Origin of the sequence: Klebsiella sp. PCX, from assembly GCF_021869705.1 — a bacterium.
Taxonomy (GTDB): Bacteria; Pseudomonadota; Gammaproteobacteria; order Enterobacterales; family Enterobacteriaceae; genus Klebsiella; species Klebsiella quasipneumoniae.
In genome coordinates this window covers 1,751,404-1,772,924 of the sequence record NZ_CP091527.1, presented here as the reverse complement: position 1 = coordinate 1,772,924, position 21,521 = coordinate 1,751,404, and the positions used below count along the sequence as shown (strand labels likewise).

Sequence of the window (21,521 nt, the reverse complement as noted above, 5' to 3'; positions counted from 1 at the left end):
ATAACGACACCTGCAAAGCGCGCAATGAATAAAACCCGTCAACAAGAGTTAACCCGCTGGTTAAAACAGCAAAGCATTATCTCCCGTCGCTGGTTGATGATTTCCCGCCTCCTTGGCGTGGCGAGCGGTCTGCTGATCGTGGCGCAGGCCTGGTTCCTGGCGCGGATCCTGCATCGGATGGTGATGGAGAATATTCCTGCGACCGCCCTGCTGCTGCCGCTAACCCTGCTGGTGCTGACCTTTGTGCTGCGCGCCTGGGTGGTCTGGCTGCGTGAACGGGTCGGCTTTCAGGCCGGGCAGCATATTCGCTATGAAATTCGCCGCCAGGTGCTCGACCGCCTCCAGCAGGCGGGCCCGGCGTGGATCCAGCGCAAACCGGCCGGCAGTTGGGCAACGCTTATCCTTGAGCAGATCGATGATATGCACGATTATTATGCCCGCTACCTGCCCCAGATGACGCTGGCGGCCTGCGTACCGCTGCTGATCGTTATCACTATTTTCCCGATTAACTGGGCCGCCGCGTTGATCCTCCTCGGCACCGCCCCGCTGATCCCGCTTTTCATGGCGCTGGTCGGGATGGGCGCCGCCGATGCCAACCGGCGTAATTTCCAGGCGCTGGCCCGCCTCAGCGGCCACTTCCTCGACCGCCTGCGCGGCATGGAAACCTTGCGTATTTTTCACCGCGGCCAGGCCGAAACGGATAATATTCGCGACGCCTCGCAGGATTTTCGCCAACGCACCATGGAAGTCCTGCGCCTGGCGTTCCTCTCCTCCGGGGTACTGGAATTTTTCACCTCGCTCTCCATTGCGCTGGTAGCGGTTTATTTCGGCTTCTCATACCTTGGCGAGCTTAACTTCGGCCACTATGGCGCGGGCGTCACGCTGATGGCGGGCTTCCTGACGCTGATCCTCGCCCCGGAGTTTTTCCAGCCATTACGTGACCTGGGCACCTTCTACCATGCCAAAGCCCAGGCCGTGGGCGCCGCAGACAGCCTGAAAACGTTTATGGAAACCCCATTGACCCAGCTGGAGCGCGGCGAAAAAACCTTAAATGACAACGATCTGATTGGCGTGGAAGCGCACGACCTGCTGATTAAATCTCCCGAAGGGAAAGTCCTGGCCGGGCCGCTTAACTTTTCACTGCCTGCAGGCGCGCGGGTGGTGCTGGTGGGTCAGAGCGGCTCCGGGAAAAGTTCACTGCTGAACACCCTGCTCGGCTTTTTGCCCTATGAGGGTTCGCTGAAGGTCAATGGCGTGGAGCTGCGCGAGCTGGACGCCGATCGCTGGCGTCGCCTGTTAAGCTGGGTGGGGCAGAATCCCCAGCTTCCTGCCGCCACGCTGCGGGAAAATGTGCTGCTGGCGTGGCCGGAAGCCAGCGATGCCCAGCTTCGACTGGCGCTGGACAAGGCCTGGGTGAGCGAGTTTATCGCCCTGCTGCCGGATGGGATCCATACCGCCGTGGGCGATCAGGCGGGCCGTCTGTCGGTCGGCCAGGCGCAGCGTATCGCGGTCGCCCGCGCGCTGTTGGTGCCGTGCCGCCTGCTGCTGCTGGATGAACCCGCCGCCAGCCTCGACGCCCACAGCGAACAACGGGTCATGCAGGCATTGACCCACGCCTCCACCCAGCAAACCACGCTGCTGGTTACCCATCAGCTTGAGGGACTGGCGGACTGGGATGCCGTCTGGGTGATGCAGGACGGACAGATTATCGAACAAGGCGACTACGCCACGCTGGCCCGCGCCGGCGGGGTCTTCTCGGCGCTGCTGGCCCATCGTCAGGAGGAGATTTAAATGCGCGCGCTCTTACCCTATCTGGCACTGTACAAACGCCACAAATGGATGCTGCTGCTCGGCATCGTACTGGCTATTGTGACCCTGCTGGCCAGTATCGGCCTGCTGACGCTCTCCGGCTGGTTTCTCTCCGCCTCTGCGGTGGTGGGCGTCGCCGGGATCTACAGTTTTAACTATATGCTGCCCGCCGCGGGCGTCCGCGGCGCAGCGATTATCCGGACCGCCGGACGCTACTTCGAGCGTCTGGTCAGCCACGACGCCACCTTCCGCGTGCTACAGCACCTGCGCGTCTTCACCTTCAGCAAACTACTCCCCCTCTCTCCGGCGGGGCTGGCGCGCTTTCGCCAGGGTGAACTGCTCAACCGCGTGGTAGCCGACGTCGACACCCTGGATCATCTCTACCTGCGGGTCATTTCGCCGCTGGTCGGCGCGCTGGTGGTGATTGTGGTGGTGACCTGCGGATTAAGCCTGCTCGATGTCACCCTCGCGCTAACGCTCGGCGGTATCATGCTGGTGACCCTGCTGGTTATGCCGCCGCTGTTCTATCGCGCCGGTAAACCGGCCGGAGAGAGTATGACCCAGCTGCGCGGCCAGTATCGGCAACAGCTTACCGCCTGGCTGCAGGGCCAGGCGGAGCTGATGGTGTTTAACGCCAGCGACCGCTATCGCGCGCAAATGGAAAAGACCGAGCTCAGTTGGCAGGAGGCGCAGCGTCGCCAGGCCGAGCTGACCGCGCTTTCGCAGGCGCTGATGCTGTTGATCGGCGGTATCGCCGTGGTGGCCATGCTCTGGCTGGCCTCAGATGGCGTCGGCGGCAACAGTCAGCCCGGGGCGCTGATCGCCCTGTTCGTCTTCTGCGCCCTGGCGGCTTTCGAAGCCCTGGCGCCCGTCACCGGCGCTTTCCAGCATTTAGGTCAGGTGATCGCCTCCGCGCTGCGGATCTCGCAGATCACTGACCAGCAGCCGGAAGTCTCCTTCGTCGAGGGCGAGGCCTGCAAGCCTGCGCAGGTGGCCTTAGATTTCAGGCAGGTCACCTTCCGCTACCCGCAGCAGCCCTCCCCCGCTCTGGAGAACATCTCCCTGCAGATTGCCGCCGGGGAACATATTGCTATTCTTGGCCGAACCGGCTGCGGAAAGTCGACGCTGTTGCAGTTACTCACCCGCGCATGGGATCCGACACAGGGTGAAATATTGCTCAACGATCAGCCGCTGTCCGGGCTCAGCGAAGCCACCCTGCGGCAGTCAATGAGCGTGGTACCGCAGCGCGTGCACCTGTTCAGCGCCACCCTGCGCGACAACCTGCTGCTGGCGGCGCCTGAGGCTGATGACACTCTGCTCTGCGCCACCCTTGAGAAGGTAGGCCTGGAAAAACTGCTGGAAGATGGCGGACTCAACGGCTGGCTGGGCGAAGGCGGACGCCAGCTTTCCGGCGGCGAACTGCGCCGGCTGGCCATTGCCCGCGCGCTGCTCCACGATGCGCCGCTGATGCTGCTGGACGAACCGACAGAAGGTCTGGATGCGGCCACCGAAAGCCAGATCCTGCATCTGCTGGCGGAAGTCTTACGCGAGAAAACCGTGCTGATGGTCACCCACCGCCTGCGAGGCCTGGCGCGTTTTAATCAGATAATAGTCATGGACAACGGCCAGATAATTGAGCAAGGTAGTCACGCGGAGCTGCTCGCTAAACAGGGCCGGTACTTCCAGTTTAAACAGCGTCTGTAGGCTATTATCTAATTTTTGCTGATGCGTATTGAGGTTAAAATGCGTCTGGTTCAGCTCTCCCGGCATTCTATCGCCTTCCCTTCTCCGGAAGGCGCCCTGCGTGAACCTAACGGCCTGCTGGCGCTCGGCGGCGATCTGAGCCCCGCGCGCCTGCTGATGGCCTATCAGCGTGGTATTTTTCCCTGGTTTTCCCCCGGCGACCCGATCCTCTGGTGGTCGCCCGATCCCCGCGCGGTGCTCTGGCCGGAACAGTTCCATCTCAGCCGCAGCATGAAGCGCTTTCATCAGCGTTCGCCCTACCGCGTCACGCTCAACCACGCCTTTGGCGAGGTGATTGAGGGCTGCGCCAGCGATCGTGACGAAGGCACCTGGATAACCAGCAGCATCGTTCGCGCCTACCACCAGCTGCATGAGCTGGGGCATGCCCACTCCATTGAAGTCTGGCAGGAGAATACTCTGGTGGGGGGAATGTACGGCGTGGCACAGGGGGCGCTGTTTTGCGGCGAGTCGATGTTCAGCCGGGCGGAAAATGCCTCCAAAACCGCGCTGCTGGTATTTTGCCAAGACTTTGCGCAGAGCGGCGGTAAATTAATTGACTGTCAGGTGCTGAACAACCATACCGCATCATTAGGCGCGGTGGATATTCCCCGCCGCGATTATCTGGACTATCTGTCAGTATTACGCGGCTACCGTCTGCCCGAGCGATTTTGGGTACCGCGGGTGCTATTTCCGGGCGGACAATAAAATGTTTTCAGCACATTTTGCGTCAGGATGGTATAATTGCGCGGTAGAGTAGCTTCTGCCTGTTGCCCCGCCGCCGTTTGGGAATAATAAGAGTCAGATAACGCCCATCGTTCTGTCACTCCCCTTTACGTTTGCGCCTGTCACGCGGCATGGCCGTGTGTGTCCCGGGCAATGCGCCAAAACTACTTCGGCGATTCATACCCGTCATATTTCCATTGCCGGCGTGCTGACTGCGCGCCTTGCGGCAAGGTGAATGATTCAGGGTAGACACGTAAAACTTTACTTACATGATGAACTTCGGCATTATCTTGCCGGTTCAAAACTACGGTAGTGATACCCCAGAGGACTAGATGGCCAAAGAAGACAATATTGAAATGCAGGGCACCGTACTTGAAACGTTGCCTAACACTATGTTCCGCGTAGAACTGGAAAACGGTCACGTGGTAACCGCGCATATCTCCGGTAAAATGCGTAAAAACTACATCCGCATTCTGACGGGCGACAAAGTGACTGTTGAGCTGACCCCGTACGACCTGAGCAAAGGCCGCATTGTCTTCCGTAGTCGCTGATTGTTTTCGCCCTTAAGGCGTCAGATGCTGAAGGCCGGGATAATTCCCGGTCTTTTCATTTCTACCGCCAGTTGGCAAAAAAAAACCGGCCCCTGGCCGGTTTTTTACATTGAAGATATCGCCTTAATGGGCGGCTTCCGGTTTGTGCTTCGGCGCGCTCTGGAAGTCGTAGGTCAGCGTATTTTTCGCGCTGTCCAGAGAGACCGTCACCTGCCCGCCGTCGACCAGCGAGCCAAACAGCAGCTCGTTCGCCAGCGGTTTTTTCAGGTTGTCCTGAATGACGCGTCCCATTGGACGTGCCCCCATTGCCCGGTCGTAGCCTTTTTCCGCCAGCCAGTCGCGCGCTTCCTGGCTGACTTCCAGGGAGACGCCTTTCTGATCCAGCTGAACCTGCAGCTCGACGATAAACTTGTCGACAACCTGATGGATCACCGTGGTGGAGAGGTGATCGAACCAGATGATGTTGTCGAGACGGTTACGGAACTCCGGCGTAAAGATCTTCTTGATCTCATCCATTGCGTCCGGACTGTTGTCCTGCTGGATAAGGCCAATCGATTTACGCTCGGTTTCCCGCACCCCGGCGTTGGTGGTCATCACCAGCACCACGTTGCGGAAGTCCGCTTTACGTCCGTTGTTATCGGTCAGCGTGCCGTTGTCCATCACCTGCAGCAGCAGGTTGAACACGTCCGGATGCGCTTTTTCGATCTCATCGAGCAGCAGCACCGCATGCGGATGTTTAATCACCGCATCGGTCAGCAGCCCGCCCTGGTCGAAGCCGACGTAGCCCGGAGGCGCCCCGATTAAACGACTGACGGTATGACGTTCCATATATTCGGACATATCAAAACGCAGCAGCTCAATACCCAGCGCCTTCGCCAGCTGCACGGTCACTTCGGTTTTCCCCACCCCGGTCGGCCCGGCGAACAGGAATGAACCCACCGGCTTGTGCTCATGGCCCAGCCCGGCGCGCGCCATCTTGATGGCTTCCGTCAGCGCCTCGATGGCCTTATCCTGACCAAAGACCAGCATTTTCAGTCGATCGCCAAGGTTTTTCAGCGTATCGCGATCGCTGCGGGAGACGCTCTTCTCAGGGATCCGCGCAATGCGCGCCACCACGGACTCGATATCCGCCACATTGACCGTTTTCTTACGCTTGCTGACCGGCATTAAGCGCGCCCGCGCCCCCGCCTCGTCAATTACGTCAATCGCCTTATCCGGCAGATGGCGATCGTTAATGTATTTCACCGCCAGCTCAACCGCCGCACGCACCGCCTTGGCGGTATAACGCACATCGTGGTGCGCTTCGTACTTCGGCTTCAGGCCGTTGATAATCTGGACGGTCTCTTCCACCGACGGTTCGGTAATATCGATTTTCTGGAAACGGCGGGCCAGCGCACGATCTTTTTCAAAGATGTTGCTGAACTCCTGGTAAGTGGTGGAGCCAATCACCCGGATCTTGCCGCTGGAAAGCAGCGGTTTGATCAGGTTAGCCGCATCGACCTGGCCGCCAGACGCCGCTCCCGCACCGATGATGGTGTGGATCTCATCAATGAACAGGATGCTGTTGGTATCCTGCTCCAGCTGTTTCAGCAACGCTTTAAAGCGTTTTTCAAAATCGCCACGGTATTTCGTCCCGGCCAGCAGAGAACCAATATCAAGCGAGTAGATGGTGCAGTCAGCCATGACTTCCGGCACATCGCCCTGCACAATACGCCAGGCAAGGCCTTCGGCGATGGCGGTTTTACCGACGCCGGATTCCCCCACCAGCAGCGGGTTATTTTTACGCCGACGGCACAGCACCTGAATGGCGCGCTCCAGCTCTTTTTCACGGCCGATCAGGGGATCGATGCCGCCAACGCGAGCAAGCTGATTGAGGTTGGTGGTGAAGTTTTCCATACGTTCCTCCCCGCCGGCTTGCTCTTCATTGCCAGGCTGGCTTCCGCTGTTATCGGAAGACTGGCTCGGCTCATCTTTGCGTGTACCATGAGAAATGAAGTTCACCACATCGAGTCGGCTCACTTCATGTTTACGCAGCAGGTAGGCGGCCTGCGACTCCTGCTCGCTGAAAATGGCCACCAGCACGTTGGCGCCGGTCACTTCGCTGCGGCCAGAAGATTGCACGTGGAAAACGGCGCGCTGCAGCACACGCTGGAAGCTCAGCGTCGGCTGGGTGTCGCGCTCTTCTTCCGTGGCTGGCAGGACGGGTGTGGTTTGTTCGATGAAGGCTTCAAGTTCCTGACGCAATGCCACCAGGTCCACTGAACACGCTTCCAGGGCCTCACGGGCCGAGGGGTTGCTTAGCAGAGCCAGCAGCAAGTGCTCGACGGTCATAAACTCATGACGGTGCTCGCGCGCTCTGGCGAAAGCCATATTTAAACTGAGTTCCAGTTCTTGATTGAGCATAGGCACCTCCCCCAATTTTCATGCCTGAATTCAGGCTTTTTCCAGCGTACACAGCAATGGATGCTCGTTCTCCCTCGCGTACTGATTCACCATAGCGACTTTGGTCTCCGCCACTTCCGCGGTAAACACGCCACAAATCGCCTTACCTTCATAGTGAACCGTGAGCATCAGTTGCGTTGCACGTTCAACATCATAAGAAAAGAATTTTTGTAACACGTCAATAACAAACTCCATTGGAGTGTAGTCATCATTGACCAATATCACTTTATACATAGATGGCGGTTTAATCGCATCACGAACTTCGTCGTCAACCAGGTGCTCGAAGTCCAGCCAATCTCTCTTACTCATCGTCAGTGTTCATCATCGGTTGCTGTTGCCAACAGGCGGAGGCCTGTCGATGACCAGAGGTTATGCTCATCACAAATCTACAACAGATCATAGATAACTATCATCTATCGCTTCTATCCGCGACGGCTGTCACATTCCCCGGCAATAGCGTTAACTGCTTCAAATTTTGACGCATTTTTCGCCGTTCCCCCTCCTCAATCGCTTGACGCGTTTTCGTATTTCTCTAAATTGTAGTGGCGAGAGTTGGCGAGCAATTGAACAACTCGTCACTCCACCACCGGTTCATTCCATCTTACTAATAAAGATTTACGAAGGATGTCGAAGTATGGAAATGGGTACTGTTAAGTGGTTCAACAATGCCAAAGGGTTCGGTTTTATCTGCCCTGAGGGCGGCGGCGAAGACATTTTCGCCCATTACTCCACCATCCAGATGGATGGTTACAGAACGCTAAAAGCCGGACAAGCCGTTCGGTTTGATGTTCACCAGGGGCCAAAAGGCAACCACGCCAGCGTGATCGTCCCTGTGGAAGCGGAAACGGCTGCATAACTCTTTTGCTTCATTGTGTACATCCTGCTAATAAAATGCCAGTCCTTCTGACTGGCATTTTTATTTCTCATCCCGACTACTCCCGCGCCAGGGCATCCACCGGATCGAGCCGCGCCGCATTGCGCGCCGGCAGCCAGCCAAACAGCACCCCGGTTAACGTCGAACAGAGAAACGCCGTCACCAGCGCCAGCGGCGAAAAACCGATCTCCCAGCCCGGGAGAAACAGTTGCAGAATAAACGCGATCATCAGCGACAACGTCACCCCCAGCGCACCGCCGACCAGGCAAACCAGCACCGCCTCGATGAGAAACTGCTGCAGCACATCGCTGGCCCGCGCGCCAACCGCCATGCGGATGCCGATCTCCCGCGTCCGTTCGGTCACCGACACCAGCATAATATTCATTACGCCAATCCCGCCGACCACCAGGGCAATCACCGCCACCAATGTCAGGAACAGCTGTAAGGTATGTGTGGTCCTTTCGGCGGTTTTCAAGACGCTGTCCATATTCCAGGTGAATACATCTTTTTTACCATGCCGCAGCTCCAGCAGACGCAGCAGCTGTTTCTCTGCGGTTTCACTGTCGTAGCCTTCATGAACGCGCACAGTGATGGAGTTCAGCCACGACTGGCCCATTACTCTTCCCGCCATGGTGGTGTAGGGCAACCAGACGCGGAGAATTTTGCTGCTGCCGAACATCGACTGCTTTTCATCCGCAACGCCAATCACCGTGGCCGGCATATTGCCCACCAGAATCACCTCGCCCACCACTTTCGCTTTATTGGGAAACAGCTGCCGACGGGTATTGCTGTCGAGCACTACCACCTGTGCCCGACTGTTGAGCTGCAGTTCATTGAAGGTATTGCCTTCGCTAAAGGTCATGCCGTAGACATTAAAATACTGTGGACCGACCCCCTCCGCACTGGCGGCAACGTCAATATTGTTGGCGCGCAGGCGCAGGCTTTTTGAAACCGCCGGCGTGGCGGAGCGCACCCACGGCTGCTTCTGGATCGCCAGCAAATCGTCATACTTCAGCGCCTGCTGGTAGCGCGGGTCGTCGTCGCCAAAATCCTTACCAGGATACACATCAATGGTATTGGTGCCGATGGCGCGAATATCTGCCAGCACCATCTGCTTGGCGGCATCCCCCACCACCACGATCGACACCACCGAGGCAATACCGATAATAATGCCGAGCATGGTCAGCAGGGTACGCATTTTATTCGCCGCCATCGCTCTCCAGGCCATCACCAGCGCTTCGCGAAAGCCGCTGGTAAACTGACGCCACGCCGAAGGCTCCGCCTGCGGACGGGCGCGCAGTCCGCCGCCCTGGCGGCTGGCGGGCGGGTTGCGGACGATCTCGCCATCGCGGATCTCGACGATCCGCTCCGCCTGAGCGGCGACCTGCGGATCGTGGGTCACAATGATGACCGTGTGCCCCTGCGCTTTTAGCTGGTGCAGGATCGCCATTACCTCTTCGCCGGAATGGCTGTCCAGCGCGCCGGTGGGCTCATCGGCGAGGATCACTTCCCCACCGTTCATCAGGGCGCGGGCGATACTGACCCGCTGCTGTTGGCCGCCGGACAGCTGCGACGGTTGATAGTCGGCGCGCTCGCCCAGCCCCAGGCGCGCCAGCAGCTCATGAGCGCGCGCCAGGCGCGCGCGCCGTTCACTGCCGGCATACACCGCCGGCACTTCGACATTCTGCGCGGCGGTCAGATGGGACAGCAGATGGTAGCGTTGAAAGATAAAGCCAAAGTGTTCCCGCCGCAGACGGGCCAGCGCATCGCCATCCAGCTGCGCGATATCGGTTCCCGCCACCCGATAGGTGCCGCTGGTGGGTTTGTCGAGGCAGCCAAGGATATTCATCAGCGTCGATTTTCCCGAGCCGGAGGCGCCCACGATCGCCACCATCTCCCCGGCATGGATACTGAGGGTGATCCCCTTGAGGACCTCAACGCTGCCGTCGCCGGAAGGATAGCTGCGACGAATATCACGCAGCTCGAGCAGGGCCGTCATTTTGCCGCCCCGTTCGCGCTCTCGCCGACGATCACCTCATCCCCCTCTTCAAGACCCTGTACCACCGCGACGTCGGTATCATTGCGCGCGCCAATGACAATCTCACGCTCTTTGACCTCGCCGGTACGCAACAGCCGGACGTGGTAGCGGTTATCACCGACCGCATCACCCAGGGCGCTCAGCGGGATGGTGATCACGTTCTTCACCTCGGCCAGTTGGATATGCACCTGCGCGGTCATGTCGAGGCGCAGAATTCCCTGCGGGTTCGGGACCTCGAAGCGGGCATAATAGAAGATGGCGTCGTTGACTTTTTCCGGCGTCGGCAGAATGTCCTTCAGCTTGCCTTCATAGCGAGTTAGCGGGTCGCCCAGCACGGTAAACCACGCCTTTTGTCCCGGTCTGAGGTGGATGACATCCGCTTCGGAGACCTGCGCTTTCACCAGCATGGTGCTGAGGTCCGCCAGGGTCAGAATGTTCGGCGCCTGCTGGGCAGCGATCACCGTCTGTCCCTGCAGGGTAGTAATTTGCGTCACTTCACCAGCCATCGGCGCCAGGATCCGCGTGTAGTCGAGGTTGGTCTTCGCCGTGTCGAGCGTTGCCTGGTTGCGCTTAATTTGCGCTTCAATGGTGCCGATTTGCGCCTGTTTCACCGCCAGGTCGGTGGCCGCGGTATCGAGGTCTTGTCGCGAGACCAGCTGGCGCTGCGCCAGCTGCTGCTGACGGGCCAAGGTCACCTGCGCCAGCTTACTCTCCGCGCGCGCCTGATTGAGCTGGGCGCGCAGCTCCATTAACGTCGCTTCCACCTCTTTGATCTGGTTTTGCGCCTGCTCAGGATCGATAACCCCCAGCAGTTGGTCCTTTTTGACCTTATCGCCGATATTCACGTGCAGCGTCTTCAGCTGTCCGCTGACCTGGGCGCCGACGTCAACTTTTCGCAGGGCATCCAGCTTGCCGGTGGCCAGCACGCTCTGCTGGAGATCGCCTTTGCGCACCACCAGCGTCTGGTAGTGCGGTAGCGGCGCATTGAGGATCCGCCATCCCCAGACAGCCAGACCCAGCACAACGATCGCCAACAGCCACCAGACGGTCCTGCGTTTTCCCTTCACTTTCATATTCCGATTCCTGCTGTTTCCCTGCCGCTCCAGGCGGAGATTCTATCGAAACCCGTCGGCAACAGGACACCCATTTTTCGCGCCAATGATGTTTTGTTTAGCTGCCGGAGAGCTTTGCGCCGCCGAAATTTCCGACGGCGAAGAGATTAATCAGCGCGACCGCGGGCCAGCCACAGTACCCGCGAGAACATTTTTTTCAGCAGCGTCGGCACAGCGTCCACCCCACGGCGGCCGGCTTCCATTGCCACCTCAATCGCCAGGTCCGGCTTGGATGAGCGATGGATGGCCTTGGTGATCACCCGCCGCATATTCATGGGCACATTATCCGGGATCTGCGCCACCCGGTGGTAAACGTCATCAAATCCCTGACGATACATAAAGTGTTCCATATCCAGCGCCGGCAGAGCGGTCAGATGGTCGCGCTCCAGCTCGCGATCGTTATTCAGCAGACCGCGTACGGTCGCGGCATATTTTTTTCCTGCCTCATCGCCATCCACCAGCACGTGCCACTGGATCCCCATCCGGCGGGCGAATTTGATCAATGGCTTCAGGCCCGACTGGGCGAATTCAATCACTTTCACCCCTTCAGCATCAAAATGATGGCCGCACTGGCGGGCCAGCTCGTTGATAACCCAGGTTTCCGTCTCCCCCTCCACCAGCAGCCAACAGCGGGCGAAGAGCGATGAGGCGCGATTGAAGCGGATGTGAAAGGCAATGCGTCGACTCTCTTCGGCATTCATTCCGCCCGGCCCCAGCCGCCATGCCGACACCCGCGCCGATTCACGCACCAGCCGACAAACCTGCTCCACCGGCGTCAGGGACAGCAGCTCTCCGGAGTTGGTGGTGGTCACACGCTGCAACGGCAGCAAATTCAGCAGATGCCAGGCGACGGAGAGCATGATCGGGTGCAGGCGGGTCTCGGGATCCTCAATCAACAGCAGCGGCCGCGCGTCGCGATCGAGGCGCACCGTCCCTTTCGCCTGCAGCAGGGTAGCAAACAGCCCCAGCAGGATCACCCGATGGCTGCGCCCGCCGGGCTTGTCGATCATGCGGTTGATAATATCCAAATAACGCCAGCTACGCTGCTCATCATGGGAACGTCGACGCATCAGGCGATGTCGCGTCTGGGCGCTGCTTTGCTCGGCAAAGTAATGCTCCAGCAGCTGCACCATGGCCGACAACCCCTGACGGATCTGACCGTCGGATAAATTTTGCGGATGGCTGACCAGCTCTCTGGAGAGAAAATCCAGCTGGCGGGCAGTGATCTCTATCTGCGGCGAGTGCGGTACCGTCCCGTTATGAATGCGCCGCATAAAGCGCGCGTCGCGCAGGCGCAGCACCGGCATCAAACGCACCAGGTGTCTGGCCAGCTCATCGATATCCTCCAGCGCCAGCGCTTCGCCTTCGCCATCGATAAAACTGCGCAGGGTCATCACGCTGTCGTCATCGGCGAGTTCGCCTTCCAGGCGGTAGAACACCCTGTGATACCCGTCATCACAGGGCACCCAACAGCGCTGAAGCGGACGGAAACGCCGCACCCGATGGCGCCCCGGCTCGGTTTCACGAAAGGTCAGAATAATATGCAAATGGTGCTCGCGCCCCTGGATGTCGCCCGCGGGGAACCAGAAGTCATCGCGGACAAAGTGATAAAGATCGAACTCTGGCGACAAAAGCAGGGTCAGCGCATCAAGCAGACTGGACTTCCCCCACGCGTTCTCCCCGATCAGGACGTTATTTTGCTCCAGCATCAACGACAGACGATTGATACCGCGAAAACCGACGATTTCTACGCGCTCAAGAAGCATATCCCCTCCGCTACACCACCACTCTCCTTCAGTAATCAACAGTATAGCGAGGGCGGCGGCAAGATGACACTCCGCTTAATCACCTCTGCGCATCCTATTCAGGAGATTAAATATATTCATAAAATTACGCACTTATCGTCTATTAACGGCTATTGATTATTCATCAAACAAAATAGTTTTATTTCAGACGTTATGTTCTACACTATTGATAATCTTGGATGGATATAGGAAGAGTTAAACTGGCAAACGCAATCCCTTCACCTTGCCCTAAATCAAATAATATCAATATATTTAACTGGCTCTGGGATGGCGATTATCTCTAGAATAACGCCGCTTTATTTTTATCGTCGTCCCTTATCACGATAAATAAAGACCGGCACGGTCCGCTCGTGCGCGTATACATTTAAATTGAGGTGGTTATGTTCAGAAAATTAGCAGCCGAATGCTTCGGCACCTTCTGGCTTGTATTTGGCGGCTGCGGTAGCGCCGTACTTGCCGCAGCATTTCCCGAGTTGGGTATCGGTTTTGCCGGCGTGGCGCTGGCATTTGGTTTAACCGTATTAACCATGGCGTATGCGGTTGGCCATATTTCCGGCGGTCATTTCAACCCGGCGGTAACCTTAGGCCTGTGGGCCGGTGGTCGTTTCCCGGCGAAAGAGGTCATTGGCTATATTATCGCCCAGGTGGTCGGCGGAATTATTGCCGCCGCGGTGCTGTACGTGGTGGCCAGCGGTAAAGCCGGATTTGATGCCGCCGCCAGCGGCTTTGCCTCAAACGGCTATGGCGAACACTCCCCGGGCGGCTTCTCTATGCTGTCGGCTATCGTTATTGAAATCGTACTGACCTGCGGCTTCCTGCTGGTTATCCATGGCGCGACCGACAAACACGCGCCGGCGGGCTTCGCGCCGATCGCTATCGGCCTGGCGCTGACTCTCATCCATTTAATCAGCATTCCGGTCACCAACACTTCCGTCAACCCGGCGCGCAGCACCGCGGTGGCGATTTTCCAGGGCGGTTGGGCGCTGCAGCAGCTGTGGCTGTTCTGGGTCATGCCGATCGTCGGCGGGATCCTTGGCGGCGTGCTGTACCGCACTCTGCTGGAAAAACGCGATTAATTCTTTCTAAGCCCGGGTCTCCGGGCTTTTTCTTTCTGGCGACAGCTTTACTCGGCCCGGCTATTTGGGTAGTGTCATGAGCGCTATTCTCATCATGCAAGGGCTGCATCGTTCATGTTCTCGGGACTGTTCATCATTCTGTTGCCGCTGGTCGTCGGCTATTTACTGCCTCTTCGTCACTCCTCTGCGCTAAAACTGATTCACCGGATGCTGAGCTGGATTGTCTATGTGATCCTCTTTTTTATGGGTATCAGCCTGGCGTTTCTCGACAATCTGGCCAGCAATCTGCTGGCGATATTGCATTACGCCGCGGTGAGCGTGGTCATCATTTTACTGTGTAATATTACCGCTCTGCTGTGGCTGGAAAGAAAAATGCCCTGGCGCAGTCTGCATCGTCAGGAGAAATTACCCTCGCGCCTGGCCATGGCCCTTGAATCACTCCAGCTGTGCGGGGTGGTGGTTCTCGGTTTTTTGCTTGGCCTGACCGGCCTGCCTTTTTTACAACACGCCACCGAAGCCAGCGAATATACGCTGATCTTTCTCCTGTTCCTCGTCGGTATTCAATTACGCAATAATGGAATGAGTCTGCGACAAATAGTCCTTAACCGCCGGGGAATGATCGTCGCCGTGGTGGTCACGATCAGTTCATTACTCGGCGGCATCCTCAACGCCTTTATTCTGGATTTGCCGCTAAAGACCGGTCTGGCGATGGCCAGCGGCTTCGGCTGGTATTCACTCTCCGGTATTTTACTGACCGAATCCTTTGGCCCGGTAATCGGCAGCGCGGCGTTCTTTAACGACCTGTGCCGCGAGCTGCTGGCCATCATGTTAATTCCGGGCCTGATTCGCCGAAGCCGCTCCACGGCGCTGGGTCTGTGCGGCGCTACCTCCATGGACTTCACCTTACCGGTGCTGCAGCGTTCCGGCGGCGTGGAGATCGTCCCTGCCGCCATCGTACACGGTTTTCTGCTGAGCCTGCTGGTCCCGATCCTGATCGCCTTTTTTGCCGCCTGAGTAGGCGCTGGCGGCAGACTTCCTGCCGCCAATTTTGCGCTAAATCAATCTCCCTTTAAGTTGTATCAGAAATACCTTTTCTCCTCACGCGCTCGGGCATAACCTTAAACATGTATATCAAATATAACTTTAAAGGTGTGACCATGTTTTGTGTGCAATGTGAACAAACCATTCGTACCCCGGCCGGCAACGGCTGCTCTTACGCGCAGGGGATGTGCGGTAAAACAGCGGAAACCTCCGATCTACAGGATCTGCTGATTGCGTCACTGCAAGGCCTCTCCGCCTGGGCGCTTAAGGCCCGCGAATATGGCATTATCGATCATGAGGTCGACAGCTTCGCCCCCCGCGCCTTCTTCTCTACGCTAACTAACGTCAATTTCGATTCTCCGCGCATCGTCGGCTATGCCCGTCAGGCGATTGCCATGCGTGAGGCGCTGAAAGCGCAGTGCCTGGACCTTGATGCCAGCGCCAAAGTTGACAGCCCGGTGGCCGACCTGCAGCTGGTCGGCGACGATCTGGGTGACCTGCAGCGTCAGGCGGCAGACTATGCCCCGAATAAAGATAAAGCCGCTATCGGCGAGAATATCCTCGGCCTGCGCCTGCTGTGCCTGTACGGCCTGAAAGGCGCGGCAGCTTATATGGAACACGCGCACGTGCTCGGCCAGTACGACAACGCCATTTATGCCCAGTACCACAAGATCATGGCGTGGCTGGGCACCTGGCCTGCGGATATGAATGCGCTGCTCGAATGTTCGATGGAAATCGGCCAGATGAACTTCAAAGTGATGAGCATCCTTGACGCCGGCGAAACCACCAAATATGGCCACCCAACGCCGACTCAGGTCAACGTAAAAGCCACCGCAGGTAAATGTATCCTGATCTCTGGCCACGACCTGAAAGATCTCTATAACCTGCTGGAGCAGACGGAAGGCACCGGCGTCAATGTCTATACCCACGGCGAAATGCTGCCGGCGCACGGCTATCCGGAGCTGCGTAAATTCAAACATCTGATCGGCAACTACGGCAGCGGCTGGCAGAACCAGCAGGTGGAATTCGCCCGCTTCCCAGGCCCCATCGTGATGACCTCTAACTGCATCATCGATCCCACCGTCGGCGCTTACGACGATCGCATCTGGACCCGCAGCATCGTCGGCTGGCCGGGCGTGAACCACCTGGAAGGCGAAGACTTCTCCCCGGTCATTGCCCAGGCGCAGCAGATGGCGGGCTTCCCGTACAGCGAAATCCCGCATCTGATCACCGTCGGCTTTGGCCGTCAGACCCTGCTCGGCGCGGCGGATACGCTGATCGATCTGGTCAGCCGTGAAAAACTGCGCCATATCTTCCTCGTCGGCGGCTGCGACGGCGCGCGCGGGGAACGTAACTATTTCACCGATTTTGCCACCAGCGTGCCGGATGACTGCCTGATCCTGACGCTGGCCTGCGGTAAATACCGCTTTAACAAGCTGGATTTCGGCGATATCGAAGGCCTGCCGCGTCTGGTCGACGCTGGTCAGTGTAATGATGCCTATTCGGCGATTATTCTGGCGGTCACGCTGGCGGAAAAACTGGGCTGCGGCGTCAACGATCTGCCGCTGTCGCTGGTGCTCTCCTGGTTCGAACAGAAAGCGATTGTCATCCTGCTGACGCTGCTGTCTCTCGGCGTGAAAAATATCGTCACCGGCCCGACAGCGCCAGGCTTCTTCACTCCGGATCTGCTGGCTGTCCTCAATGAGAAGTTTGGTCTGCGTTCCGTGACTACCGTGGAACAAGATATGCAGCAGCTGCTGAGCGCGTAAGGAGTCCCTGATGACCATGCCAACTTCGCAATGCCCGTGGCGGATGCAGGTTCACCACATTCACCAGGAAACCCCGGACGTGTGGACCCTTTCGCTGCTGTGCCACGATTACTATCCGTATCGCGCCGGGCAGTACGCCCTGGTCAGCGTGCGTGATTCCGCGGAAACGCTGCGCGCCTACACCCTCTCCTCTACGCCGGGGGTCAGCGAGTATATTACGCTGACCGTTCGCCGCATTAACGAGGGCGCGGGTTCACAATGGTTAACCCACGAGGTCAAACGCGGCGATTATCTTTGGCTGTCCGATGCGATGGGCGAGTTTATCTGCGACGATAAGGCGGAAGACAAATTCCTGCTGCTGGCCGCCGGCTGCGGGGTGACGCCGATAATGTCGATGCGCCGCTGGCTGGCGAAGTACCGCCCGCTGGCAGACGTGCAAGTGATCTATAGCGTTCGTTCGCCGGAGGATGTGATCTTTGCCGAGGAGTGGCGCAACTATCCGGTTACCCTGGTGGCGGAGCACAACGCAACGCACGGTTTTGTCGCCGGCCGTCTGACCCTGGAGCTACTGCAGAGCGTGCCGGATATCGCCAGCCGCACCGTGATGACCTGCGGGCCAGCGCCGTATATGGAGAAGGTTGAGCAGGAGGTGGCCGCCCTGGGTGTCACCCGCTTCTTTAAGGAGAAGTTCTTCACCCCGGTGGCAGAGGCCGCCACCAGCGGGCTGAAATTCACCAAACTGCAGCCGGCGAGAGAGTTTTACGCGCCGGTGGGCACCACCCTGCTCGAGGCGCTGGAGAGCAATCAGGTGCCGGTGACCGTCGCCTGCCGCGCCGGCGTCTGCGGCTGCTGCAAAACCAGAGTCGTTTCCGGGGAGTATAGCGTCACCAGCACCATGACGCTGACCGAAGATGAAATCGCCGACGGCTATGTGCTGGCCTGCTCCTGTCACCCGCAGAGCGATCTGGTTCTCGCCTGAGGTCAAAATCCCCGGTGGCGCTACCGCTTACCGGGGCTACAGCGCTGTGCGATTTGGTAGCCCGGAGAAGGCGCAATGCGCCGCCTCCGGGAAAACCCCTGGCGACAATAAACTCTCAGGTGACATGAGATAAACGCTTTCCCGGACTGAAAAGCTGCCAACCGACAACAGTATCGACTTTACGCCCCAGGACGAATGAGGCATTTTTACCGCCAAACCGACTGACCGGCCAGCGAGTAACGCCCGGCGCCCAAAAGCGCAATCGCCAGCGCGCCAACAAAGAAATAGACCAGATTCTCGATCGCCCACGCCCCCACCGCATCAAGCGCAAATGTCTTGCCGAGACCGACCATCAGCCACGCTACCACCATGGTGAAAGCCAACACCAGCGCCGCAGGGCGCGTCAGGATGCCGACAATCAACAAACAGGGGGCGACCACCTCCCCCACCAGCACACCGTAGGCGATAAACCCCGGCAACCCCTTCGCCGCCAGCATCCCGCTAATGCCGTCCACGCCATCCAGCAGCTTGTGCAAACCGTGAAACAGCATTAACCCACCGACGGCGAGTCGTAACAAGAGTTTACCGGCGTCTTCATGCGACAGCGTTCTGTTTACTGCGTTTAACAATCCCTTAACCATTTGATGTGCTTCCTGTTTTACATCCTGTGAGATCCCAGAGTATGCCCAATGCTTCAGCAATAAAACCAGCAAAAAATTGAGGGCAATCGGCAACGTAAGCTGCAGTTTCATCTAAGCTTGAAGGCGTTATCAAAAAAAGGAGATGGAGATCATGAAACAAACCGTGGCCGCATACATTGCCAAAATGCTGGAACAGGCCGGCGTGAAACGTATCTGGGGCGTCACCGGCGATTCCCTCAATGGATTGAGCGATAGCCTGAACCGCATGGGCACCATCGACTGGATGGCCACCCGGCACGAAGAGGTTGCCGCTTTCGCCGCCGGCGCGGAGGCGCAACTGACCGGCGAACTGGCGGTCTGCGCTGGTTCCTGCGGACCGGGTAACCTGCATCTGATCAACGGTCTGTTTGACTGTCACCGCAACCATGTCCCGGTGCTGGCGATTGCCGCCCACATTCCATCCAGCGAAATCGGCAGCGGCTATTTCCAGGAGACCCATCCCCAGGAGCTCTTCCGCGAATGCAGCCACTACTGCGAGCTGGTCTCCACCCCGGAGCAGATCCCGCAGGTGCTGGCGGTGGCGATGCGCAAGGCGGTGATCAACCGCGGCGTTTCGGTGGTGGTGCTGCCCGGCGACGTGGCGCTGAAGGCGGCCCCGGAGAGCGCCAGCAGCCAGTGGTATCATGCGCCGTTGCCGACGGTCACCCCGGCGGAAGAAGAGCTGCGCAAGCTGGCCCAGCTGATCCGCTACTCCAGCAATATCGCGCTCATGTGCGGCAGCGGTTGCGCCGGCGCCCACCAGGAGCTGGTGGAGTTCGCGGCGAAAATTAAAGCTCCCATCGTCCATGCGTTGCGCGGTAAAGAGCATGTGGAGTATGACAACCCGTATGATGTGGGCATGACCGGGCTGATTGGCTTCTCTTCTGGCTTCCACACCATGATGAATGCCGACACTCTGATCCTGCTCGGCACCCAGTTCCCCTATCGCGCCTTCTATCCGACCGACGCCAAAATTATTCAGATCGACATTAACCCCGGCAGCATCGGCGCGCACAGTAAGGTCGATATGGCGCTGGTGGGCGACATTAAATCAACGCTGAAGACGCTGCTGCCGCTGCTGGAAGAGAAAACCGATCGCCGCTTCCTCGATAAGGCGCTGGAGCACTATCGCGACGCGCGAAAAGGACTCGACGATCTGGCGAAGCCCAGCGAGAAGGCGATCCACCCGCAATATCTGGCGCAGCAGATCAGCCATTTTGCCGATGAAGACGCCATTTTCACCTGCGATGTCGGCACCCCGACCGTCTGGGCGGCACGCTATCTCAAGATGAACGGCAAACGCCGCCTGCTGGGTTCATTCAACCACGGCTCCATGGCCAACGCCATGCCGCAGGCCATTGGCGCCAAGGCCACCGCGCCGGAGCGTCAGGTGGTGGCCATGTGCGGCGACGGCGGGTTTAGCATGCTGATGGGAGATTTTCTGTCGCTGGCGCAGATGAAGCTGCCGGTGAAAATTATCATCTTTAACAACAGCGTGCTGGGTTTCGTGGCGATGGAGATGAAGGCCGGGGGCTATCTCACCGACGGCACAGAGCTGCACGACACCAACTTCGCCCGCATCGCCGAAGCCTGCGGGATTAAAGGTATTCGCGTTGAGAAAGCCGCCGAGGTGGATGAAGCGCTGCAGACCGCCTTCCGCACCGACGGTCCGGTGCTGGTCGACGTCGTGGTCGCCAAAGAGGAGCTGGCGATCCCGCCGCAGATCAAGCTGGAGCAGGCGAAAGGCTTTAGCCTGTATATGCTGCGGGCGATCATCAGCGGGCGCGGCGATGAAGTCATCGAACTGGCGAAAACCAACTGGCTCAGGTAAAACAGAAGCAATACTCTGAACCAGAACAAGGAATAGCCGTGATCGATCTGCGCAGTGATACCGTTACCCGCCCCGGGCGCGCCATGCTGGAAGCCATGATGGCCGCCCCGGTCGGGGACGATGTGTATGGCGACGACCCTACCGTCAATGAACTTCAGCGCTACGCCGCCGACCTGGCCGGCAAAGAGGCGGCGCTGTTTCTGCCCACCGGCACCCAGGCCAACCTCGTCGGCCTGCTCAGCCACTGCCAGCGCGGCGAAGAGTATATCGTCGGCCAGGGGGCGCATAACTATCTATACGAAGCCGGCGGGGCGGCGGTTCTCGGCAGTATTCAGCCGCAGCCGATTGACGCCGCGGCGGACGGTTCGCTGCCGCTGGATAAAGTCGCAGCGAAAATCAAACCTGACGATATCCATTTTGCCCCGACCCGCCTGCTGAGTCTGGAAAACACCCATAACGGTAAGGTGCTGCCTCGCGACTATCTGCAGGAAGCCTGGGCGTTTACCCGCCAGCGCAATCTGGCGCTGCACGTCGACGGCGCGCGCATCTTTAACGCCGTGGTGGCCTACGGCTGCGAGTTACGCGATATCGCCCAATACTGCGACTCCTTCACCATCTGCCTGTCAAAGGGGCTTGGCGCCCCGGTAGGCTCGCTGCTGGTCGGTAGTGAGGCGTACATTCGTCGCGCCGTTCGCTGGCGGAAAATGGTCGGCGGCGGGATGCGCCAGGCGGGCATTCTGGCCGCCGCCGGACTGTACGCGCTGAAAAATAATGTGCAGCGCCTGCAGGAGGATCACGATAACGCCGCGTGGATGGCGGATCAGCTGCGCGCCATCGGCGCCGACGTCACCCGTCACGATACCAACATGCTGTTCGTTCGCGTCGGTGATGAGCAGGCCCGGGCGCTCGGCGAGTTTATGCAGGCGCGCGGCGTGCTGATCAACGCTTCGCCAGTCGTCCGTCTGGTCACTCACCTGGATGTCGACCGTCAGCAGTTGAGCGAGGTGGTCGCCCACTGGCAGGCTTTTTTACAACGCTAAGGAGTCAG

The 21,521-nt window shown here is 58.6% G+C and carries 17 protein-coding genes; 11 read left to right on the top strand and 6 right to left on the bottom strand.

Annotation, left to right across the window (positions count from 1 at the left end; genetic code table 11):
• Positions 1-24 precede the first annotated feature (24 nt).
• The 4 genes from cydD (at position 25) to infA (ending at position 4,826) form a co-directional block, all read left to right on the top strand.
• Entirely contained in the window at positions 25-1,791 is a 1,767-nt protein-coding gene (cydD, locus tag GQR96_RS08285) for a heme ABC transporter permease/ATP-binding protein CydD (RefSeq protein ID WP_065878985.1), read from the top strand.
• Positions 1,792-3,513, top strand: a complete 1,722-nt coding sequence (gene cydC / locus GQR96_RS08280; RefSeq protein ID WP_017899436.1) for a heme ABC transporter ATP-binding protein/permease CydC — start codon at positions 1,792-1,794, stop codon at positions 3,511-3,513.
• A 39-nt stretch (positions 3,514-3,552) separates the two neighbouring features.
• Positions 3,553-4,257 (top strand): leucyl/phenylalanyl-tRNA--protein transferase, encoded by a 705-nt coding sequence (gene aat, locus GQR96_RS08275; RefSeq protein WP_017899435.1) that lies wholly within the window; start codon positions 3,553-3,555, stop codon positions 4,255-4,257.
• A gap of 350 nt (positions 4,258-4,607) precedes the next feature.
• Entirely contained in the window at positions 4,608-4,826 is a 219-nt protein-coding gene (infA, locus tag GQR96_RS08270) for a translation initiation factor IF-1 (protein WP_001040187.1), read from the top strand.
• A 123-nt stretch (positions 4,827-4,949) separates the two neighbouring features.
• On the opposite strand, the gene clpA is transcribed toward infA, so the two are convergent.
• Positions 4,950-7,229 carry an ATP-dependent Clp protease ATP-binding subunit ClpA gene (clpA, locus tag GQR96_RS08265; RefSeq protein ID WP_004201360.1) on the bottom strand — a complete coding sequence of 760 codons (2,280 nt, stop codon included), beginning with the start codon at positions 7,227-7,229 and terminating at the stop codon, positions 4,950-4,952.
• Positions 7,230-7,259: 30 nt separating this feature from the next.
• On the bottom strand, positions 7,260-7,577 hold the full coding sequence (clpS, locus tag GQR96_RS08260) for an ATP-dependent Clp protease adapter ClpS (RefSeq protein WP_002896520.1): 318 nt from the start codon (positions 7,575-7,577) through the stop codon (positions 7,260-7,262).
• Between the two features lie 325 nt (positions 7,578-7,902).
• Between clpS and cspD the strand changes: the two genes are divergently transcribed.
• Positions 7,903-8,124, top strand: coding sequence for a cold shock-like protein CspD (gene cspD / locus GQR96_RS08255; protein ID WP_002896516.1), 222 nt, complete (start codon positions 7,903-7,905; stop codon positions 8,122-8,124).
• Between the two features lie 76 nt (positions 8,125-8,200).
• Here cspD and macB read toward each other — a convergent pair whose 3' ends face one another.
• The 3 genes from macB to GQR96_RS08240 form a co-directional block, all read right to left on the bottom strand.
• Positions 8,201-10,141: a macrolide ABC transporter ATP-binding protein/permease MacB gene (macB, locus tag GQR96_RS08250; RefSeq protein WP_065878984.1), complete on the bottom strand. Its 1,941-nt coding sequence runs from the start codon at positions 10,139-10,141 to the stop codon at positions 8,201-8,203.
• Complete coding sequence (gene macA / locus GQR96_RS08245) at positions 10,138-11,253, bottom strand: macrolide transporter subunit MacA (protein WP_064187636.1); 1,116 nt, start codon at positions 11,251-11,253, stop codon at positions 10,138-10,140. Before macA ends, macB begins: the two co-directional genes overlap by 4 nt.
• 146 nt (positions 11,254-11,399) lie before the next feature.
• Positions 11,400-13,058, bottom strand: coding sequence for an ATP-dependent endonuclease (locus GQR96_RS08240; RefSeq protein WP_023320055.1), 1,659 nt, complete (start codon positions 13,056-13,058; stop codon positions 11,400-11,402).
• 419 nt (positions 13,059-13,477) lie between these two features.
• On the opposite strand from GQR96_RS08240, the gene aqpZ reads away from it, so the two are divergent.
• The 4 genes from aqpZ to hcr all read left to right on the top strand — a co-directional run bounded on the left by aqpZ (position 13,478) and on the right by hcr (position 17,962).
• Entirely contained in the window at positions 13,478-14,173 is a 696-nt protein-coding gene (aqpZ, locus tag GQR96_RS08235) for an aquaporin Z (RefSeq protein ID WP_004201355.1), read from the top strand.
• A 114-nt stretch (positions 14,174-14,287) separates the two neighbouring features.
• On the top strand, positions 14,288-15,187 hold the full coding sequence (locus GQR96_RS08230; RefSeq protein WP_004201354.1) for a LysO family transporter: 900 nt from the start codon (positions 14,288-14,290) through the stop codon (positions 15,185-15,187).
• Positions 15,188-15,330: 143 nt separating this feature from the next.
• Positions 15,331-16,983, top strand: coding sequence for a hydroxylamine reductase (gene hcp / locus GQR96_RS08225; protein WP_004201352.1), 1,653 nt, complete (start codon positions 15,331-15,333; stop codon positions 16,981-16,983).
• A 10-nt stretch (positions 16,984-16,993) separates the two neighbouring features.
• The gene (gene hcr / locus GQR96_RS08220) at positions 16,994-17,962 is read left to right on the top strand and encodes an NADH oxidoreductase (protein ID WP_043522152.1); all 969 of its coding nucleotides are present in this window, start codon (positions 16,994-16,996) and stop codon (positions 17,960-17,962) included.
• A gap of 206 nt (positions 17,963-18,168) precedes the next feature.
• Here hcr and GQR96_RS08215 read toward each other — a convergent pair whose 3' ends face one another.
• On the bottom strand, positions 18,169-18,603 hold the full coding sequence (locus GQR96_RS08215; protein ID WP_004201350.1) for a DoxX family protein: 435 nt from the start codon (positions 18,601-18,603) through the stop codon (positions 18,169-18,171).
• Positions 18,604-18,754: 151 nt separating this feature from the next.
• Between GQR96_RS08215 and poxB the strand changes: the two genes are divergently transcribed.
• Together poxB and ltaE are read left to right on the top strand one after the other, a co-directional pair.
• Positions 18,755-20,473, top strand: a complete 1,719-nt coding sequence (gene poxB, locus GQR96_RS08210; RefSeq protein WP_069734264.1) for a ubiquinone-dependent pyruvate dehydrogenase — start codon at positions 18,755-18,757, stop codon at positions 20,471-20,473.
• 38 nt (positions 20,474-20,511) lie between these two features.
• Entirely contained in the window at positions 20,512-21,513 is a 1,002-nt protein-coding gene (gene ltaE, locus GQR96_RS08205; protein WP_004201348.1) for a low-specificity L-threonine aldolase, read from the top strand.
• The last annotated feature ends 8 nt before the right edge of the window (positions 21,514-21,521 follow it).

Bases quoted from the DNA above. Each gene is read 5' to 3' on its own strand.
- cydD (WP_065878985.1), top strand. From the start codon at position 25: ATGAATAAAACCCGTCAACAAGAGTTAACCCGCTGGTTAAAACAGCAA.
- cydC (WP_017899436.1), top strand. From the start codon at position 1,792: ATGCGCGCGCTCTTACCCTATCTGGCACTGTACAAACGCCACAAATGG.
- aat (WP_017899435.1), top strand. From the start codon at position 3,553: ATGCGTCTGGTTCAGCTCTCCCGGCATTCTATCGCCTTCCCTTCTCCG.
- infA (WP_001040187.1), top strand. From the start codon at position 4,608: ATGGCCAAAGAAGACAATATTGAAATGCAGGGCACCGTACTTGAAACG.
- clpA (WP_004201360.1), bottom strand. From the start codon at position 7,229: ATGCTCAATCAAGAACTGGAACTCAGTTTAAATATGGCTTTCGCCAGA.
- clpS (WP_002896520.1), bottom strand. From the start codon at position 7,577: ATGAGTAAGAGAGATTGGCTGGACTTCGAGCACCTGGTTGACGACGAA.
- cspD (WP_002896516.1), top strand. From the start codon at position 7,903: ATGGAAATGGGTACTGTTAAGTGGTTCAACAATGCCAAAGGGTTCGGT.
- macB (WP_065878984.1), bottom strand. From the start codon at position 10,141: ATGACGGCCCTGCTCGAGCTGCGTGATATTCGTCGCAGCTATCCTTCC.
- macA (WP_064187636.1), bottom strand. From the start codon at position 11,253: ATGAAAGTGAAGGGAAAACGCAGGACCGTCTGGTGGCTGTTGGCGATC.
- GQR96_RS08240 (WP_023320055.1), bottom strand. From the start codon at position 13,058: ATGCTTCTTGAGCGCGTAGAAATCGTCGGTTTTCGCGGTATCAATCGT.
- aqpZ (WP_004201355.1), top strand. From the start codon at position 13,478: ATGTTCAGAAAATTAGCAGCCGAATGCTTCGGCACCTTCTGGCTTGTA.
- GQR96_RS08230 (WP_004201354.1), top strand. From the start codon at position 14,288: ATGTTCTCGGGACTGTTCATCATTCTGTTGCCGCTGGTCGTCGGCTAT.
- hcp (WP_004201352.1), top strand. From the start codon at position 15,331: ATGTTTTGTGTGCAATGTGAACAAACCATTCGTACCCCGGCCGGCAAC.
- hcr (WP_043522152.1), top strand. From the start codon at position 16,994: ATGACCATGCCAACTTCGCAATGCCCGTGGCGGATGCAGGTTCACCAC.
- GQR96_RS08215 (WP_004201350.1), bottom strand. From the start codon at position 18,603: ATGGTTAAGGGATTGTTAAACGCAGTAAACAGAACGCTGTCGCATGAA.
- poxB (WP_069734264.1), top strand. From the start codon at position 18,755: ATGAAACAAACCGTGGCCGCATACATTGCCAAAATGCTGGAACAGGCC.